Annotated in this window: 19 protein-coding genes and 3 pseudogenes; 16 read left to right on the top strand and 6 right to left on the bottom strand. The window is 66.3% G+C overall.

Features of this window, described 5'->3' with window-relative positions:
• Nucleotides 1-14 precede the first annotated feature (14 nt).
• Nucleotides 15-1,376, top strand: a complete 1,362-nt coding sequence (locus ACFXKA_RS36175) for a cytochrome P450 (RefSeq protein WP_379430785.1) — start codon at nucleotides 15-17, stop codon at nucleotides 1,374-1,376.
• Nucleotides 1,377-1,425: 49 nt separating this feature from the next.
• Here ACFXKA_RS36175 and ACFXKA_RS36170 read toward each other — a convergent pair whose 3' ends face one another.
• Nucleotides 1,426-2,151, bottom strand: a complete 726-nt coding sequence (locus ACFXKA_RS36170) for an O-methyltransferase (protein ID WP_379430817.1) — start codon at nucleotides 2,149-2,151, stop codon at nucleotides 1,426-1,428.
• Between the two features lie 86 nt (nucleotides 2,152-2,237).
• Complete coding sequence (locus tag ACFXKA_RS36165) at nucleotides 2,238-2,798, bottom strand: helix-turn-helix domain-containing protein (protein WP_379430783.1); 561 nt, start codon at nucleotides 2,796-2,798, stop codon at nucleotides 2,238-2,240.
• A 90-nt stretch (nucleotides 2,799-2,888) separates the two neighbouring features.
• Here ACFXKA_RS36165 and ACFXKA_RS36160 point away from each other — a divergent pair, with 90 nt between their 5' ends.
• From ACFXKA_RS36160 to ACFXKA_RS36150, 3 genes are read left to right on the top strand one after another with little or no spacing between them, the layout of a single operon-like run.
• Nucleotides 2,889-3,092 (top strand): PLDc N-terminal domain-containing protein, encoded by a 204-nt coding sequence (locus tag ACFXKA_RS36160; RefSeq protein ID WP_354849218.1) that lies wholly within the window; start codon nucleotides 2,889-2,891, stop codon nucleotides 3,090-3,092.
• Nucleotides 3,085-3,912 (top strand): ABC transporter ATP-binding protein, encoded by an 828-nt coding sequence (locus ACFXKA_RS36155; RefSeq protein ID WP_379430781.1) that lies wholly within the window; start codon nucleotides 3,085-3,087, stop codon nucleotides 3,910-3,912. Before ACFXKA_RS36160 ends, ACFXKA_RS36155 begins: the two co-directional genes overlap by 8 nt.
• Nucleotides 3,909-4,661: a hypothetical protein gene (locus tag ACFXKA_RS36150; protein ID WP_379430780.1), complete on the top strand. Its 753-nt coding sequence runs from the start codon at nucleotides 3,909-3,911 to the stop codon at nucleotides 4,659-4,661. The genes ACFXKA_RS36155 and ACFXKA_RS36150 overlap by 4 nt, the downstream gene beginning before the upstream one ends.
• A gap of 553 nt (nucleotides 4,662-5,214) precedes the next feature.
• Here ACFXKA_RS36150 and ACFXKA_RS36145 read toward each other — a convergent pair.
• Nucleotides 5,215-5,760, bottom strand: a complete 546-nt coding sequence (locus ACFXKA_RS36145; protein WP_379430779.1) for a cupin domain-containing protein — start codon at nucleotides 5,758-5,760, stop codon at nucleotides 5,215-5,217.
• A gap of 30 nt (nucleotides 5,761-5,790) precedes the next feature.
• On the opposite strand from ACFXKA_RS36145, the gene ACFXKA_RS36140 reads away from it, so the two are divergent.
• The 5 genes from ACFXKA_RS36140 to ACFXKA_RS36120 all read left to right on the top strand — a co-directional run bounded on the left by ACFXKA_RS36140 (nucleotide 5,791) and on the right by ACFXKA_RS36120 (nucleotide 9,620).
• Nucleotides 5,791-6,228, top strand: coding sequence for a MarR family winged helix-turn-helix transcriptional regulator (locus ACFXKA_RS36140; protein ID WP_379430778.1), 438 nt, complete (start codon nucleotides 5,791-5,793; stop codon nucleotides 6,226-6,228).
• A gap of 334 nt (nucleotides 6,229-6,562) precedes the next feature.
• Nucleotides 6,563-7,333, top strand: coding sequence for an ATP-grasp domain-containing protein (locus ACFXKA_RS36135; RefSeq protein ID WP_379430777.1), 771 nt, complete (start codon nucleotides 6,563-6,565; stop codon nucleotides 7,331-7,333).
• 160 nt (nucleotides 7,334-7,493) lie between these two features.
• Nucleotides 7,494-8,246 carry a phosphotransferase gene (locus ACFXKA_RS36130; protein WP_379430776.1) on the top strand — a complete coding sequence of 251 codons (753 nt, stop codon included), beginning with the start codon at nucleotides 7,494-7,496 and terminating at the stop codon, nucleotides 8,244-8,246.
• A 181-nt stretch (nucleotides 8,247-8,427) separates the two neighbouring features.
• A complete protein-coding gene (locus ACFXKA_RS36125) occupies nucleotides 8,428-9,090 on the top strand; it encodes a nitroreductase (RefSeq protein WP_379430774.1) in 663 nt (220 codons plus the stop codon).
• A gap of 137 nt (nucleotides 9,091-9,227) precedes the next feature.
• Nucleotides 9,228-9,620 (top strand): hypothetical protein, encoded by a 393-nt coding sequence (locus tag ACFXKA_RS36120; RefSeq protein WP_379430773.1) that lies wholly within the window; start codon nucleotides 9,228-9,230, stop codon nucleotides 9,618-9,620.
• Nucleotides 9,621-9,695: 75 nt separating this feature from the next.
• Here the strand turns inward: ACFXKA_RS36120 and ACFXKA_RS36115 are convergent.
• Nucleotides 9,696-10,025, bottom strand: a pseudogene (locus ACFXKA_RS36115) (transposase family protein); the annotation flags it as partial.
• A 145-nt stretch (nucleotides 10,026-10,170) separates the two neighbouring features.
• Here ACFXKA_RS36115 and ACFXKA_RS36110 point away from each other — a divergent pair.
• A complete protein-coding gene (locus tag ACFXKA_RS36110) occupies nucleotides 10,171-11,217 on the top strand; it encodes an alpha/beta hydrolase (RefSeq protein ID WP_379430772.1) in 1,047 nt (348 codons plus the stop codon).
• 60 nt (nucleotides 11,218-11,277) lie between these two features.
• Nucleotides 11,278-11,457: a DUF1272 domain-containing protein gene (locus ACFXKA_RS36105; RefSeq protein WP_364615373.1), complete on the top strand. Its 180-nt coding sequence runs from the start codon at nucleotides 11,278-11,280 to the stop codon at nucleotides 11,455-11,457.
• A gap of 15 nt (nucleotides 11,458-11,472) precedes the next feature.
• Here the strand turns inward: ACFXKA_RS36105 and ACFXKA_RS36100 are convergent.
• Nucleotides 11,473-11,883 (bottom strand): annotated as a pseudogene (locus tag ACFXKA_RS36100) (transposase); the annotation flags it as partial.
• Between the two features lie 105 nt (nucleotides 11,884-11,988).
• Between ACFXKA_RS36100 and ACFXKA_RS36095 the strand changes: the two are divergent.
• Nucleotides 11,989-12,306: a DUF4365 domain-containing protein gene (locus ACFXKA_RS36095; protein ID WP_379430771.1), complete on the top strand. Its 318-nt coding sequence runs from the start codon at nucleotides 11,989-11,991 to the stop codon at nucleotides 12,304-12,306.
• A 230-nt stretch (nucleotides 12,307-12,536) separates the two neighbouring features.
• A pseudogene (locus ACFXKA_RS36090) lies at nucleotides 12,537-12,905 on the top strand (transposase); the annotation flags it as partial.
• Nucleotides 12,906-13,084: 179 nt separating this feature from the next.
• Here ACFXKA_RS36090 and ACFXKA_RS36085 read toward each other — a convergent pair.
• A complete protein-coding gene (locus ACFXKA_RS36085; RefSeq protein ID WP_379430770.1) occupies nucleotides 13,085-13,465 on the bottom strand; it encodes a MerR family transcriptional regulator in 381 nt (126 codons plus the stop codon).
• Nucleotides 13,466-13,531: 66 nt separating this feature from the next.
• Here ACFXKA_RS36085 and ACFXKA_RS36080 point away from each other — a divergent pair, with 66 nt between their 5' ends.
• Genes ACFXKA_RS36080 through ACFXKA_RS36070 form a run of 3 tightly spaced genes read left to right on the top strand, consistent with a single transcriptional unit; the run spans nucleotide 13,532 to nucleotide 17,294 of the window.
• Nucleotides 13,532-14,746 (top strand): MFS transporter, encoded by a 1,215-nt coding sequence (locus ACFXKA_RS36080; protein ID WP_379430769.1) that lies wholly within the window; start codon nucleotides 13,532-13,534, stop codon nucleotides 14,744-14,746.
• Nucleotides 14,743-16,092 carry an NtaA/DmoA family FMN-dependent monooxygenase gene (locus tag ACFXKA_RS36075; RefSeq protein WP_379430768.1) on the top strand — a complete coding sequence of 450 codons (1,350 nt, stop codon included), beginning with the start codon at nucleotides 14,743-14,745 and terminating at the stop codon, nucleotides 16,090-16,092. Before ACFXKA_RS36080 ends, ACFXKA_RS36075 begins: the two co-directional genes overlap by 4 nt.
• Complete coding sequence (locus tag ACFXKA_RS36070) at nucleotides 16,089-17,294, top strand: LLM class flavin-dependent oxidoreductase (RefSeq protein ID WP_379430767.1); 1,206 nt, start codon at nucleotides 16,089-16,091, stop codon at nucleotides 17,292-17,294. The genes ACFXKA_RS36075 and ACFXKA_RS36070 overlap by 4 nt, the downstream gene beginning before the upstream one ends.
• Nucleotides 17,295-17,521 lie beyond the last annotated feature (227 nt).

Below are 17,521 nucleotides of genomic sequence, written 5' to 3'. Positions count from 1 at the left end.
GGAGGGGGTTCTCAATGCCCAGAACACAATTCGTCGCCGCTCCGCCCGAGGGCAGTGATCTGAAGCAGATCAGCGGGCCCGCGACGCACTGGATCGCCCAGCTGCAACGGCAGCGGCGCGACCCCACCGGGGCCGCCTTCGAGGACGAGGCGGCCTACGGCCCGCTCTATGTCCTGAACATGTTCGGCGACAAGTGGATCATCGCCGGTGGCCCCGAAGCGGCACAGCGCATCCTGATGAACAAGGACCGGGTGTTCGCCAACGGTCCGGCGTGGGCGCCGCTGCAGGGACCGTTCTTCGACCGAGGTCTGGTCCGGCTGGATTTCGACGAGCACCGCAGCCACCGCTCGATCATGCAGCAGGCCTTCGGTCGCGGCGCCCTCACGTCGTATCTGAAGGACATGCACGAGATCGCCCACCGCCACCTGAGCAAGCTGCCGGAAGGCAGTGTGGCCGAGGGTAATCCGGTGCTCATGCACCAGCACCTGCAGCGGCTCACCCTGGACATCGTGCTGGAGGTCTTCATGGGCGCGCGCCTGCCGCGCGACGAAGCCGAGCGCATCTGCGGCGCCACCATGGACATCCTGCAGGCCGGCGGCGCGATGGTGCGCGTCGCCATTCCCGGCAACCGCTGGTGGCGGGGCATGCGCGCCCGCAAGACCATGGCGGCCTTCCTCGCCGACCGCATTGTCGCCGCCCGCGAAAACCCGGGCACCGACCTGCTTTCCATGCTGTGTCAGGCCGCGGGCGACGACGGTGATCGGTTCACCGACCAGGACATCGTGAACCACATGATCTTCCTGCTGGCCGCCGCCCACGACACCACCACGACCACGCTGTCCGGGGTCGTCTACAACATGGCCAAATACCCGGAATGGCAGAAGCGCGCGCGAGCGCGCTCACTGGACATGCCCTTCGAACTCGGTTACGACGAGCTCGCCGAGCTGACCGAACTCGACTGGATCATCAAGGAAACCACCCGGCTGTGCACCCCGGTGCAGATCTTCCCGCGCGCGGTGCAGGAGGACACCGAGGTGTGCGGCTATTTCGTGCCGAAGGGATCCTTCGTCGTCGTCCCGATCAGCGTCAACCACCGCCGCCCCGATATGTGGTCGCATCCTGAGGAATTCGATCCCGAGCGTTTCTCCGACGAACGCGCCGAGCACAAGCGGCACCGGGTGGCGTGGGCCCCGTTCGGGGCGGGTGCGCACAAGTGCCTCGGACAGCATTTCGCGGGCCTCGAGATCAAGACGATCGTGCACCAGCTGCTGCACACCTTCGAGTGGGAGGTGCCGCAGGACTACGTCATGCCCCTGGACATGAGTGCGACGCCGCTGCCGAAGGACGATCTGCCCGTGACGCTGCGGCGTCGCTGAACCCGTGCCCGGGCCGAGAAACAGTCTCGGCCCGGGTTTTCCAGCTGTCTCAGCCCAGGTATTCCGACTCGAGTACCCGGTCCTTGAGCAGCGACTGATACTCGATGTGGGTGTCGTGCTCGACGGTGCGCCAGGTCTTGCCCTCGGCCTCACGCATGTACCGCAGGTAGTCCGGAGCGCCCGGGACGCGCATATTGTCGGCGACGACAATGCTGCCCGGGTGTAGCCAGCCCGCCGCGAGAATGTGCTTCAGGTCGGCCAGGTACGCGGACTTGTCGTGGTCCACGAAGACGAAATCGAGAGTGCCCTGGGTGATTCCGTGCTCCTCGGTGAGCCGCCGGATGGTCTCGCCGCCGTCGCCGATGGTGCCGACCACCACGGTCACCCGCTCCGCCAGGCCGGCGTGGGCGATGATGGCGCGGGCCACGTCCGCGTTGGCCGCGCTGAACTCCACGGAGATGAGGCGCGCGCCCTCCGGCATGGTGCGGGCGGTGCGGACCGCGCTGTAGCCGACATAGGTGCCCAGTTCGAGCAGCAACGTCGGATTCGCTTTGCGCACAGCGGCATCCAGCAGCAGGCCCTTCTCGTCCCCGACGTTCACCAGGTTGCTGCGGGTGCGGGCGAACTTGTCGATGGCCGCCAGCACACTGTCCGGATCGCCCTGCTCGGCGTTCGCGAGGACGTGGTCGCGCACGGCGGCCTCGCGGCCATCGCCGAATTGACCGGTGCGCGTGAAGTTTCCGAGTCCGCGCACGGTGCTGACGGCCGTGCGCATCGGATACACCACGCGCTCGCGCAAGATCGACCCGATCGATGTGCCACCCATTGATTCCCCTTCGTTCGCTGTGACGGCCAGCGCGATTATGCCGGGCCCGAAGCGGTTTCGCCTCCGGGGGTGGGGGAGTCGGGGATCAGGATGGTGCGCAGGATACGGCGCCTCCGGCCCGGCGCGGGGCCATTGGCCAGGCGCGGGGCCAGCACGCGGCCCAGATCGCGGGCGAAGTCGGCGAATTCGGCATCGTCGAGCCACAGACCGGCCATGCGGTAGCCGACTCCGTCTCGCAGGTAATCGATATCGCCGGCGTCGAGGTACCGGTCGAAGTCGGCCATGAGTCCGGCGATGAAGCCCATGAAGGCGCGGCGGTGGTCCTCGGGACTCATGGCGTCGAGCTGGTCGGGGGTGATCTGGGCGGCGCTCAGGCGTAGCCGGTAGGTGCGCTCGACGGTGCCGCGTACACGGCGCTCGGTGACGACGTCGAGGACGCCGGCGGAGACCAGCTTGGCGACATGCCGGTAGAGACTGCCGGGCGGCACATCGGCGAGTTCGGCATTGAGCTCGCTCGTGGTCAGGGTCCGGTCGCCGAGGAATGCCTGCACGATCCGCAGCCGAACCGGGTGCAGCAGAAGTTCGACGGATTCCACAGGCTGGACACTAGCACCATTGCTATCGGTATTGATAATGTTCGCACATCTGGTAGCAATCACGCGCTCGCGCTGAAGAGAGGAATCGCGGTGTCCAACATTCCGGTAGCCGCACTGGTGCCCCTGATCGTGGTGGGGCTCGGCTTCGTCGGTTTCTGCTGGTACGACCTGTCCCGCACACGGGTGAAGTACCTGCCGAAATGGGCGTGGGCGATCATCTGCCTGATCAGCATTCCGCTCGGCGGGATCATCTACCTGATCGTCGGCCGGGACGGTGACACGGTCCGTGGCTGAGCCCCACCTCGAGGTCACCGATGTGTCGGTGCGCTTCGGCGACTTCCTCGCCCTCGACACCGTGAGCTGGACCGTGGACGGTCCCGGGGTGGTAGGGCTGATCGGACTCAACGGCGCGGGCAAGACCACCCTGATCCGGACGGTGCTGGGCCTGCAATCGGTGACCGGCGGCGCCGTACGGGTGCCGGTCGGGCTGGACGCCCTCGGATACTGCCCGGACACACCGGGTTTCGAGCCCTGGCTGTCCGCGCGGGAGGTCCTCGAACAGTCCGCAGCGATCGGACCGGCCCGCGGCGCGGGCACGTGGTCCGCCGACGCGGCGCTCGCGGCCGTCGACCTGGAACGGCACGCCCACCGGCGTGCCGGAGGGTTCTCCCGGGGCATGTTGCAGCGCTTGGGAATTGCCGCGGCACTGGTCCGCGAGCCCGAGGTGCTCATTCTCGACGAACCCACCAGCGCACTGGATCCCGAAGGCCGCGCCGCCGTGCTGGGGCTGATCCGGGACCTGGGCACTCGGATGACGGTCGTGTTCTCCAGCCACCTGCTCGCCGATGTCGAGGATCTCGCCGACCGGCTGCTGGTCCTGCATCGCGGGCGGGCCGTCTTCGCCGGGGAGACAGGAGAATTCCTGGATGAGCACACCGCCGCGCCGACCCTGCGGATCGCCATGACCGACGGCCGGATCATCGAAGCCGAGCAGCCGCAGTGGGGTCCGGCCCTGGCGGATGCATCCGCTCACAGCGGCCTGCTCGACGACATCCGCATCACCCGTCCGACCTTGACCGACGCGTTCTTCGCTGCCATCGGGGAGAAGTCGTGAACCGCACCGTATTCCGGGTCGAGTGGTACCGGTGGCTGCGCACGCGGCGGCTGGTCGCCCTGGTAGCCGCGTTCGTCCTGTTCGGATTCGTCTCGTTGCTCGGGGCGAAGTACCTGCCGGATCTGATCGGGCACTCCGCGGAGATCCAGCTGCTACGCGTGCCCGACTGGCGAGACGGGTTGCAGCAGTACGTCAAGAACACCGGCCTGCTGGTCGCGGCGGTGGCCATGATCCTGGCCGCGCAGGCATGCGCCCTGCGCAATACCGATCCGATCGGGATCTACTACTTCAGTCGCGAGGTCTCGCCGGTGCGGCTCTATCTGCCCCGGATCCTGGTCGCCGCAGCCGTGATCACCGCGGCTGCCTCGATCGGGGCCGCGGTCGCACTGTACGAGTGCTGGGCGCTGTTCGGGTCCTACCCGCTGGGTCCGGCCGTGGGTTCGCTTGCGGTGCAAGCCCTCGCGGTGGTGTCGTTCGCGGTGTTCGCCGCGGCCCTGGCGGCGCGGTTCGGCTCGGCGGGTATTGCCGCCGGGGTGACAGCCGTGGTCTACGTGGGCTGCCTGCTGGTGTCGGCCGTGCCATCGGTGCAGCCCTACCTGCCCACCACCGCCCTGCAACCGGCCATCGAGGCCGCGAGCTGGTCCCCGGCCGACGCGGCGAAATCGCTGCTGGCCTTGCTGATCGCGACGGCACTCGCCCTGATTGCTGCTCTGACCACACCGATTCGCGCGATCAGGACCGCTGCGTAGCGGCCCGGTGCCGCGACAACAGATACAGGCCCACCCACGAGGACGCTGGTGCGTGCAGTCTCGCCGGGGCGCGGGATAGGTTCTGCCAGAACCGAACAGGTTCGCGGGCTGGCCATTCAATCGGTCGAGTTCTCCAGCGGGCCGGGACCGGGATGCTCGATCACGCGGACGCCGTCGATACGGGCCGTGACCAAATGCACGACGGCCCATGCCAGCTCCCAATACAGCGCACCACTCGGAGTCCATGGATATCGAGAGCCATCAGCTGAAGTACCATACGAAGGGAGACCTCGAGTGGCGGTGCGTTGCAGGAACATCCGCAACTGCCTGCGAGCTCACCACCCTTCGCGCGTCGGGTCAGGTCTGGCGCAATGCCACCACCCGGCGTCGTCCACTTTGTCGTAAACCGTGTTGGCCGAACAGGCCGGCGAGGTGCCCGGAAGCATGCCGACAACTGTCGGCCGATACAGCCGGCGGGAGAACAAGTCGCGCAGTCAGCGCCCGGGTCGGCACCGGCTTGATTGTGGTCTGTGTAGGTGGGTTCGTCTGCGAGTCAGTCCTGGTGGGTGACGGTTTCGAGCCAGCGTCGTCGATAGCCGATCCGGGTGGCCAGCCGGGCGAGTCCGCCGAATGCCGCATGCTGCAACCAGACCGGGATCCCCGCGAGATAGCCGTCCTGGTACTCCCACAGCAATGCCAGTGCCAGGGGGTTGCGTGGTGTCCGGGAGCGCAGGGTGGTCTTGTGCGCGGCATCGAGTGCGTGCCATAGCTGGAACATCTCCCAGTGCCGTAGTGGCGGGCGGATCTCGTGGTCGAAGACCGTGTCGGGCGCTTCGCTCCAGAATTCGTGGACCGTGCGTGGTGGTGCGGTGAGTGAATCGCCTGGATGCACAACGGTTTCCGAGCCATCGATCTTGAAGCGGAGTCGGCCGCGCCGCAGGGTCCACGATTCGCTGAGTACCGGATGCCAATGCGGACCCGCTTGTCGATCGGCTTCCGGCAGTTGATGTTCCAACCGCAGGTAAGGGCCGCGCTCGTCTGTGCCGCGTGCGAGGAGAGTGATCCGATGACCGTTGCGGAAGGTGAGCGTGTCGCGCATACCCCATTTTATAAAGGTAACCTTTGTTTTATGTCAACGAGCGAATCTCCCGCCACCTTGTTGAAGCTGCTCAGCCAGGTGACGCATGCCTTCGAACGCGAGCTGAACCGGGAACTGAGGCGGGCACTGCGCGAGGACCTGCGTCCCGCGCATTACGCGGTGTTCCGCTACTTGGCCCCGGAAGGTTCGCGGATCAGCGCGTTGGCCGAGGAAGCGGGCATGACCCAGCAGTCGATGGGGGAGCTGGTGACACACATGCAGCAATGCGGGTATGTGGAGCGGCGGATCGACCCGGACGATCGGCGGGCGCGGCTGGTCGTGCTGACGGCGGCGGGCGAGGCGGCGCTCGCCACGGCAGCGGAGCGGATCTGGCAGATCGAGCAGAGGCTGGCAATCGGTCTGGGCGAGCGTGCATCGGCCGATCTGCAGCGATCTCTGAGCCGCGTACACGAGCTGTTGATCGGTTGAATTCATCGACCCCGCATGAGCTCGCCGAAAGCGTCAGCGGCACAAGACAGTTCACATGACCCAGGACCGCAGCCGATGTATCCGGCACCGTGTGGTCGAAGTGTTCGGCGGCGTAAGCGTAGGGGTGGTCGGGGAACGCGCTCGCCTGCTGGAAGATGCCAGCACCGCACTGAATTGCCGCGTACCGCGCTGACCGAACCGGCCAGCGCGGTACGCCGGCGGCCCGAACCTGGTGCGCCGCAGAACATCCGCTATTGCCGATGAGCGTGCTTGTGTGCGGCTCCCGGGTCCGGGTAGTCAGACTCCGATGTGTGCACCCTGAGGTGGTTCCAGCATGATTGACACAATCATGATCACGACTGCGTTCCTCCAGTATTCCGGCAAGGGGCCGATGAGGCACGAAGAGAGCCTCCTGGAGGCGGGCTTGCGTCAGCGCGGGATACCTGTGTGCTACTACACGATCAAGCGCATTCATCGTCGCCAGTTGCCATTGGGCGCGAATACGTTCATCGCTGGCGACATGGATGCGATGCATGGAGCTATGCGTCAGCTCCACATCACGGTGCCCGAACCCGACGACTATCCCACCAGTCTCCGAGCGTTCCTTCGGCGCAGGGTTTGGCCCTCGACTCTCGGAGAGGTCGAACGAGCACTCGAGACCGGTGCCGTGCCACCGACGTTCGTCAAACCTGCCGATCGTCGGAAGAGCTTCAGCGGTCTAGTCTGCTATTCCGAGCGAGATATCGCGGCTCTGGGCAATATCAGCAGGCGGCAACGGGTTTGGTGCTCCGAGGTTGTTGGTTGGGCTGCGGAGTATCGCGTGTACGTGGTCGATCAGCGCATCGTGTCCGTCGATCACTATGACGGTGATGCGGCGGTTCTGCTTGATATGACTGCTGTGGAGGCGGCGGTGGTCGCGCACCTCAGTTCCGGTACGGCGCCGCGTGCGTATGGCATCGATTTCGGGGTGCTGGCAACCGGTGAGACGGCGCTCGTGGAAGCGAACGACGGATACGCGCTGGGTGCTTACAGCATCGACGCCGACTCGTACACAGAGTTGATCATGCGCCGGTGGAGCGAGCTTCTCGAATCGGCGCGGCTCTAGCGCGGTACCCACCTATTCGACCATCCTCAAATGCCGCTGACCGCGCTGACCGAACCGGCCAGCGCGAGGCGTCGACTGCCGGAACATGCTGCGGTGCAGAGCATCCGCTATTGCCTGCGGCCCGCGGTAAACCCGGCGGCGAACGTAGATACTGACCGGCGTGGAAGATGTCGAAATCGTCGTCACCCATCACGAACGCGCGACCGTGCGGGTCGGTGAGGTGTTTCTGAAGATCGACGGTGATCAGGCGCGCATCGATGCCGAGGTCGAGGCGATGGTGTCGGCACCGATCCCGACAGCAAAGATCCTGTGGCGCAAGCCGTTCGTGCTTGCTCTCGCCGCTTTACCTGGAACCGCGCTCGGCCGGCTCGGCGAGCCGTCGTCCGCATCCACGGCGGCGTGGGCCGCGGCGGGGGCAGCCCTGCGAATGCTGCACGACGCACCGTTGCCACCGCGGCCCGGTCGCACCCCAGAGCAGCTCGCCGCCGAACTCGATGCCGAATGCGCATGGCTGGTCACGAACAACGTCCTCCCCGCTGACATCATCGCGCGCAACCGCCGGACCGCTGAAGTCGCGCTCCGGCCATGGACACCGGTGTTCACCCACGGTGACCTACAGCTCGCGCATGTATTCGTCGACGGAGACGCGATCACCGGCGTGATCGATTGGTCCGAGGCGGCTCAAGGAGACGCCATGTACGACCTCGCCACATTGACACTCGGGCACCCGGAGCGCCTGAGAGATGTGGCGTCGGGCTATGGCACAGGTGTGGACCTCGAGGTGATCCGGGCTTGGTGGTCGTTACGAAGTCTGCGCGGCGTGCGCTGGCTGATCGATCACGGCTTCGATCCCACCTCGCCAGGATGCGAAATCGACGTGCTCAGAACCCAGGCGCGGCAGGATCAGCCATGAAGAGCTGTATCCGCTTCTAGCCGCACACCGCGCTGACCGAACCAGCCAGCGCGAGCCGCCGGCGGCCGGAACCCTGTGCGCCGCGGAACGTCCGCTACTGCCGATGAGCGTGCGCTCGCTTCGGGACAGGTGGCGCCGATGTGCGGATGTTTGAGAACGGCAACCCAATACGATCGGCGGGATGGATGTCTATGAGGCTGTGCAGAGCAGGCAGTCGATTCGTGCGTTCTCCGACCATCCCGTGTCACGCAACATTCTCGACAGGGTGCTGACAGCCGCTGTCCGCACACCATCGGGCGGCAATCTGCAGCCGTGGCACATCTACGTTCTGAGCGGTGACCGGCTGGCGGAGCTGAAGAAGCGGATCAGCGAGCGTGTGGCCTGCGGTGATTCCGGCGACGAGCGCGAGTTCGCGTTCTACCCGCCGCAACTGGGGTCACCGTATCGGGAACGCCTGGCGGATATGGGTGCTCGCCGATACGGCGCGCTCGGGATCGGCGTCGATGACACCCAGGCCCGTGCGCGAGTTCGAGCCGAGAACTGGAACGGTTTCGGCGCTTCGACGGTGCTGTTCTGCTACCTTGACCGCGACATGCCAGCGCCACAATGGGCAGATGCGGGCATGTTCCTCCAGACGGTGATGCTGCTCCTTCGCGCCGAAGGACTACACAGCTGCACGCAGATCGCTTGGGCGGAATACCACCGCTCCGTCAACGAGGTGATCTCTCCACCGAACGAGCGAATACTCTTCTGCGGCATGTCCATCGGCTACGCGAACCCTGCCTCGACCCATCCCTCCATCCCTCGAGCTCCCCTCACCGAAACAGTGACGTTCCTGGAGTAACCGCCCGCAACCAACCAGACAGACGCACGACCGACATCCTGTATTACCGCATACCGCGCTGACCAAACCGGCCAGCGCGGGTGCGTGGAAAATCAACGGGCAGAGGGCATCTGAGCCGGGCCGACCGGATGTCGTCGGTGCGCGGTAATGCCGAGTTTGGTGCGTTGGAATGCCTGACGCTGCATGAGCTGGGGACCGGCAAGGCCACTAGAAGGGCACGGGGACACGACATGCACTTCGAGGAGTTTCGGGCGGCCGGAGCGCTCACCGAGGATATCGCCGAGGATCTGGCGGCTGTGGCGAGTCGATACAGCTCCTACCTCACAATCAGCTGCTGCGGCCGCACCGTCCACGCTCTCGTGCTGCCGGTGTGCTGGGAGGTGCTGCAGATACGAGCTGGTGACCTCGTCGTAGTGACGGCCGAACGTGGCCACCGCCCGCCCGGTGACGAAGACCGCCAGGCCCTGAAAGACTTCGTCGACAGCTTCCGCCAATCCACAACATCGGCGCGAACGCCAGCTCTCCGCTAGTACGTCATCAGCCGGGCGCTAAGGGATGTCCCGTAAGTCTGGGTCGGTGACGGTGACCGGTCCACCGGCCAGGAATCAGTAGGCGTGGGCGAGGTTGGCCAGAGTCGCCACCCCTGCCATCGCGACACCCACACCGTTACCGCGTAAGCGGCAGTCGCGCAGGATCTTCCAGGTCTTCATCCGGGCGAAAGCGTGCTCGACATGGGCACGGACCCTGCGGTGGGATTTGTTGTGGGCCTGTTTCCATTCCGGTAGCTCGGCACCGGGCGCCCGGCGGTGCGGGATGATCAGACCGGTGCCCTGGTAGCCGCCATCAGCGATCACCACCGCGTTGCGACAGGCGTGAGCGGCATCGGATTCGGTCCAGGCGCGACAGTCGTTGCGGTTGCCCGGCAACGGCTTTCCGATGGACGGGGAGATCGTGGTCTGTGATACCTCTGGCCAGCGCGGATGCCACTTGGCCGGTGACAGCGGGAATCAGAACGGTCATGGTTAGACCTCCGAATGACTGACTTTACTGAACCATAGCCAGCAAGCTACTGTCCTGTCTATGTCGTCATATAGTCAGATGTCCGGGTCGCACGCGACGACCCTCCGGCGCAGTGCCCACGGTCCGGCGGGGTCGATCGCCTATCACGAGGCCGGGCCGTCCGACGGGCCGCTGATCGTCTTCGTGCACGGTTGGCCCGGGATCGCGCGCACGTTCGGTCCGCAACTGGATTACTTTGCCGCGCATGGTTTCCGCGTGGTGGCCCCGGATATGCGCGGGTACGGGGATTCGGCCGCCCCGGTTGATCCGAGCGCCTACGCCCAACGCCATCTGGTCGCCGACATGATGGCACTGCTCGCGCATCTGGGCCGCGATCAGGCGATCTGGGTCGGTCACGACTGGGGCAGCGCGACGGTCTGGAGCCTGGCCGCCCATCACGCCGACGCGTGTTCGGGCGTGGTCAGCCTGGCGGTGCCGTACCGCACCCTCGAGCGCGGGATCGACGCCATGCTCGCCTACGTCAACCGCGACACCTATCCCGAAGACCAGTACCCGGACGCGCAATTCGACTACATGCGCTACTACGAGCGGCATCCCGACCGCGTGACGGCGCTGTTCGACGCCCACCCCGAGCGCACGCTGAAAGCGTTCTACCGCAGCGGAAACCCCGACGGCGCAGGGAAACCCGGTCTCACGGCGACGGTGAGCCACGCGGGCGGCTGGTTCGGCGGCAGCGCCGAAGTCCCGGATCTCCCACGCGACGAACGGATCCTCGACACCGCGTTGTTCGAAGAGCTCCGCGGCGCCTTCGCCCGCCACGGCTTCTCCGCCGCGACCGCCTACTACCTCAACCACGCCGACAACCTCGCCTACAGCGACACCGCACCCGCCGACGGCCAGCTCGAGGTTCCCGCCCTGTTCGTCGGGGCACGTTACGATCCGGTCGCCGACACCGCCCACTCGGAGCTGGCGCGCCCCATGCGTCAGCTCTGCCGCAACCTGACCGAGGTGATGCTCGACGCCGGGCACTGGGTCGGACTCGAGTGCGCACCGCAGGTCAATGCCGCAATCCACAACTGGATCTCGAACTCGGCGGTCGGCGCATGACCGCGGAACCCGATCCGCTGCAATGGCATCGAGAATCCCGCCGAGGAATGGAGGACCAGCATGGCACTGGAAATGCGAACGCACTGTGAGCGATGCGAGACGGTCGAACTGCCCGCGGACGGGCCGGCGCGGATCTGTTCCTACGAGTGCACCTTCTGCGTGTCGTGCAGCGAGACGATGGGCGAGATCTGCCCGAACTGCGGCGGCGAACTGGTAGCCAGGCCCCGGCGGCGCACCTGACGGGCCGGTACATGCTCACCACCAAGACGGTTCCCGGCACCGTCGATCATCTGGAGCCAGCTTTTTGAAGCAGGTCAGTGCCGCTGCGAGGGTGAGGAATCCGAGGAAATGGGTGGCCTTGCGGTCGTAGCGAATATTGAGCCGGTGGTAGCCGGTCAGCCACGAGATCGTGTGCTCGATGATCCAGCGGTGGCGGCCCAGCCGTTCGCTGGATTCGATCCCCTTGCGGGCGATCCGAACCCCGATGCCACGATCGCGGACCCATCGCCGCAGCTCGGCAGTGTCGTATGCCTTGTCGGCGTGCAGTTTACCGGGCCTGCGGCGCGGTCCGCGCCGCGAGCGGACTGCGGGTTTGACGAGCGGTTTCAGCGCTTCGACATCGTTGGTGTTGGCCGCCGAAATACCCACCGACACAGGAATTCCCGATACCACTCGCCGCGTACGGTCGGTGCCGTCGCGGGGGTGTGCGCTGCGGAGACTGTTATCGAACCAATGACGTCGGTGTGTGCGACTCCGATTACGCTGCCCCACATGGAGGATTCTCCGTCGACCGAAAATACCGGCCAGATGGGGGAATGGGGTGTGGGGCTTCTGGTCATCCGCGAATTGCGGTGGAAGTACCGGGAACAGAAGGGCGCGGACTACGGCATCGATGCCCAGGTGGAGGTCTGTGAGGGCCGTCCTGACGGCAGGCTGTTCGCGGTACAGGTCAAAGCTGGCCGCAGCTGGTTCTCCGAACAGAGCACCACACCACGGGGATGGGTGTTTCGGCCGCGCGCTCGGCACGTGAGGTATTGGCTCTCGCCTACGCTTCCAGTTCTGGTGGTCCTGTATGACGTGGAGCAGTAGCGCGCCTATTGGCAGCACATCGCTCCTGAGAACGTGGCACGCACCTCGGGCAGAGGCTACAAGGTCCTCATCCCGCAGTCGAACCGCCTCGACCACACCGCCAAGTATGCGCTGCTACGCGGTCCTGCATCGTCACGACCAGCGACGAGCAGCTGCCCACGCCGGTACCGAGCCAGCTTCTCGATCGCGGTGATCTCAGCGGTCGGGTCCGCACCGTACAACGACGAGGGATGGATTCCGACCAGGCCGTCGATGCCCGGCAGCGTCCAGTGGACCACCTCCGCGACACTCCACGGACCGAGGCTGTGCCCATGGAGCTGATCCAAAGCCCAGTGTCAGCCATGTCCGGTCCGCAGCCAGTGCACCAGCTCCCGCGACAGCGCACGCAACGTGGGATTTCCCGGCGAGAACTACTCGACCTGCAAGTTCGAACCCGCGACGAACAGCAGAGCCCGGCCTGGCGGCAGCGGTATGCCGTGCGTTCCGGCATCGAGGGCACCGTCTGCGGATTCGCGAACGGGCACGGCATGCGGCAATGCCGCTACCGCGGCCAGACCAAGACCCACCTCCAGCACGTACTCACCGCCATCGCCGTGAACATCGAACGCCTCAGCGCAGCGCTACTACCGGACGAGCCGTTTCCGCCCCGACCACCACGGCCTTCCAAAACTACTTGGACCACAAGCGAATTCCCCGACCACGGTCCTGGCGGGCTGTCGGCAGTTGATCTCGCAGCTTCCAAGATCACCGACAGAGTCAAGCCAAGGCTCCTGAGGCGTCATGAGGTCGCGCGAAGCTGGTCGGCGTCCAGGACGGCCTCGAGGTACTCGGCGATGGCGTCCCGGTTGTGGGTGAGCACTTCGATGCGCTCGGTCATGCGGTTCAGCTCGTGCTCGAGGGTAGCGATCATCTGCGGGGTGGCGTCGGTGAAGTGGATGACTCGGGGTTTGTTCAGGCAGGGCAGGATTTGCTTGATGATGCGGGTCGGCAGGCCCGCGTCGAGCAGGCCGCGGATCTGCATCACCCGGTCGACGAAGGCATCGTCGTAGTCGCGGTAGCCGTTGGGCAAGCGGCGTGAGACGATCAGCGCCTTTTCCTCGTAGTAGCGCAGCAACCGGGTGGATGTGCCGGTGCGACGGGCCAGCTCTCCGATGCGCATGTGATGTTCCTCATCTCGGCGAATCCCTTGACCTTCACACTAATGTGAAGGTTTGACGATACCCGCATGGCGAATCGAATACAGATCCCGCGGTCGGAGACGACCACGAAAGATGCTCCGCGACTGCCAGTTCCGTCGTTGCTCGCGCTGACCACCGCAGCGTTCATCACTGTTCTCACCGAGGCGTTGCCCGCTGGCGTACTGCCCGGGATGAGCGCCGGCCTGGGTGTCAGTGAGTCGGCAACGGGGCAGCTGGTCACCGTCTACGCGATCGGAACCGCGGTGTCGGCCATTCCGTTGTCGGTGGCGACGGCCGGATGGCGGCGCAAGCGGTTGCTCCTGGCTGGTGTGGCCGGATTCGCGGTGGCCAATACCGTGACGGCGGCATCGCTGTCGTACCCGCTGACGCTGGTCGCGCGGTTCATCGCCGGAGTCGCGGCCGGTGTGGTGTGGGCGCTGCTGGCCGGGTATGCCCGCCGTGTCGCGCCGGAGTCGTTGCAGGGCAAGTCGATTGCGATCGTGATGGCCGGCATTCCGCTGGCGCTGTCTCTGGGCATTCCGCTGGGGACGTTTCTCGGCGATGCGGTCGGCTGGCAAGTGACGTTCGCGGTGATGTCAGTGCTCGCGGTGGTGCTACTGGCCTGGATCTCGTTGGTGGTTCCGGACTTTCCCGGGCAGTCGGGCGGCGGTCGCATTCAGCTGGCGGCAACCGCACGAGTTCCCGGGGTGGGTGCGGTGCTGTTCGTGACCCTGGTGTTCGTTCTCGCGCACACCATCCTCTACACCTACATCGCCACCTTCCTCGATGGGGCCGGGCTGCACGGCATGGTCGGTGCGGTGCTGCTGGTCTTCGGCATCGCGTCGATGCTGAGCATCTGGTTCACCGGCGCGCACATCGACCGCCGCCTGCGTGGATTGACCATCGCCGGAACGATTCTGGTGGCCATCGCGGCCGCGATGCTGGCCGCGCAGGTGCACAACGCGGTGCTGATCTACCCGGCGGCGGCGCTGTGGGGTTTGGGCTGGGGCGGCGTGCCGACCCTGCTGCAGACCGCGGTGGCGATCGCCGGCGGTGATGCCGCCGATGCGGCCCAGGCCATGCTGGTCACCCTCTGGAACGTGGCGATGGCCGGCGGCGGTGTCGTCGGCGGGGTGCTGTTGACGCTGTTCGGCTCGATGGCATTCCCGTGGACCGTGCTGGTGCTGCTGGCACCCACCCTGCTGGTGGTCCTCGGCGCTCGCGGGCATGCCTTCCCTGCTCGATCGAAGGACTACGCGTGAAGCAGATTCATCTCGCCGCCCAGCTGCCTGGCATCCACCACACCACCGTATGGTCGGACCCACGGGCGGGAAGCCAGATCGAATTCGAATCGTTCGCGCATCTGGCGCGCACCGCCGAGCGCGGCCGATTCGACTTCTTCTTCCTCGCCGAGGGACTGCGGCTGCGGGAACACAAGGGACTCCTGCACGACATGGACGTGATGGGCCGTCCGGATTCGCTGACCATGCTGTCGGCGCTCGCTGCGGTCACCGAACGCCTGGGCCTGGCCGCGACGATCAACGCCACCTTCAACGAACCCTATGAGGTGGCCCGGCGGCTGGCGACCCTGGACCTTCTCAGCGATGGCCGGGCCGCATGGAATGTGGTGACGAGCTTCGACGCGTTCACCGGTGAGAACTTCCGGCGTGGCGGGTTCCTCACCGAGGCGGACCGGTACACGCGCGCCGCGGAATTCCTGGCGACCGCCCGCGAGCTGTGGGACAGTCTGCGGTCCGACGACATCCTCGCCGACCCTGTCGGCGGTGCGTTCATCCGGCCTGGTGCAGGCAAATTCTCCTATCCCGGAGAGCATTTCGACATTCATGGCAGGTTCGCCACGCCATCGGGTCCGCAGGGGCACCCGGTGATCATCCAGGCTGGCGAATCCCCTACGGGCCGTGACTTCGCGGCCCGGGAAGCGGAGGTCGTCTTCAGCAAATACGACCGGTTCGACGAGGCTCGCGCGTTCTACCGTGACGTCAAATCCAGGCTCGCCACCTACGGCCGGACGCCCGACGAACTGCTGATCTTCCCTTCGGCCACGTATGTACTCGGCGACACCGCGGCCGAGGCTGCCGAACGTGCTGTGGAGATCGCCCGGGCCCAGGTCGGCCCGCGCACGGCCCTGACTTTCCTGGAAGGGATCTGGGGCTGCGATCTGTCCTCATACGATCCGGACGGGCCGCTACCGGAAATCGACCCGATTCCGGAAAGCCAACTACTTCAAGGACATTCGACGTTCCGCAGCGCACGCGCGGAGACGGCTCTGCGCTGGCGGGAGATATCGGCAGCGCGGGGGTTGAGCATTCGGCAACTGGTGATCGAGATCGCCGCCCGTCCGACCTTCGTGGGCACGCCGGCTGCCGTTGCCGACGCCATCGAGGACTTCGCCCGCCGCGGCGGCGCCGACGGCTTCATCTTCGTCCCGCACCTGACGCCCACCGGATTGGACGATCTGGTCGCTCACGTCGTCCCGCTGCTCCAAGAGAAGGGGGTGTTCCGCACCGAGTACACCGGCACCACGCTGCGCGAGCACCTGGGCCTGGACCGCAGGCCCGGACACACCACTGCGAGGGAGGCATCATGACCGAACTGCACTTGGCCGTCGCGCTCGACGGCGCCGGCTGGCATCCGGCGGCATGGCGCGAGCCGAACGCGCGCCCCCGCGAGTTGTTCACGGTCGGATACTGGCGCGAGCTGGTCGCCGAGGCCGAGCGCGGGCTGCTGGATTTCGTCACGATCGAGGATGCGCTGGGCATGCAGTCGGCTCGGTTCCATCTGCCCGACGACCGCACCGACCAGGTGCGCGGCCGCCTCGACGCGGTCCTGCTGGCCTCCCGGCTCGCACCCCTGACCACGCATCTGGGCCTGGTGCCGACGACCAATGTCACCCACACCGAACCGTTTCATGTGGCCATGGGTATAGCGACGCTCGACTATGTCAGCCACGGGCGTGCCGGCTGGCGTCCGCAAGTCTCGTCGCGCGCGGCGGACGCGGCCCATTTCGGCCGCCGCGAGACCCCACTGCTGTCGCCGACGGATCTGTCAGGCCCCGAGGCGATCGCGGCGGCGCTGGCCGAGTTGCACCGCGAGGCCGGCGACGTCGTCGAGGTCGCTCGGCGGCTGTGGGACAGCTGGGAGGACGATGCCGAGATCCGCGACGCCGCCACCGAGCGGTTCATCGATCGAGACAAACTGCACCACATCAACTTTCGCGGTGAACACTTCAGTGTCCGCGGCCCAGCGATCACCCCGCGGCCGCCGCAGGGGCAGCCGCCGGTCACTGTGCTCGCTCATGCCTCGGTGCCCTACGAGCTCGCCGCAGCCGACGCCGACATCGTCTACGTCACGCCGCACTCGCGCGCGGATGTGACTCGGATCCTGGGTGAGGTCGACGCCGCGCGGGCCAAGACCGGCCGTCCCGCTGACTGGCCTCTTGCGGTCTTCGGTGAACTGCTCGTCGTGCTCGACGATCAGCCGGGCGCCGCCGCCGGTCGCCTGCACCGGCTCGACACTCTCGACGGCGAAGCACTGACCTCCGACGCCGAGATCTTCACGGGAACCCCGGGTGAACTGGCGGATCTGATGGTGGACTGGAAATCTGCCGGTCTCAACGGCTTTCGGTTGCGACCGGCCGTGCTGCCCGACGATCTCCAGGCGATCTGCCGCGACCTGGTCCCGCAATTGCAGAGCCGGGCGGGGTTCCGGACCGCGTACGAGGCGACCACGTTACGGGGCATGCTCGGCTTGGCCCGGCCGATCAGTCGCTTTGCCGACGCAAGCCAGTGAACCGAATCTGCCCCAGGAACTGGGGTTCGGGTCAGGGATGACCTGTTTGGCGCAGGTTGCGGGACTGGCAAGCCGCCGGAGCGTTCGAGCAGATCCATCAAGCCGTGCTCGCCCGTGCCCATGCCGCCCGGGTGATCGACTTCGACCGGGTCATGGTCGACGGCTCGCACGTGCGGGCGAAAAAAGGGGCGCCGCAACAGGTCCGAGCCCGGTCGACCGCGCCAAGA

This window comes from Nocardia sp. NPDC059228 (assembly GCF_042754245.1).
Classification (GTDB): domain Bacteria; phylum Actinomycetota; class Actinomycetes; order Mycobacteriales; family Mycobacteriaceae; genus Nocardia.
The sequence above is the reverse complement of the archived record's forward strand: the minus strand, read 5'-3'. Positions and strand labels throughout refer to the sequence as shown.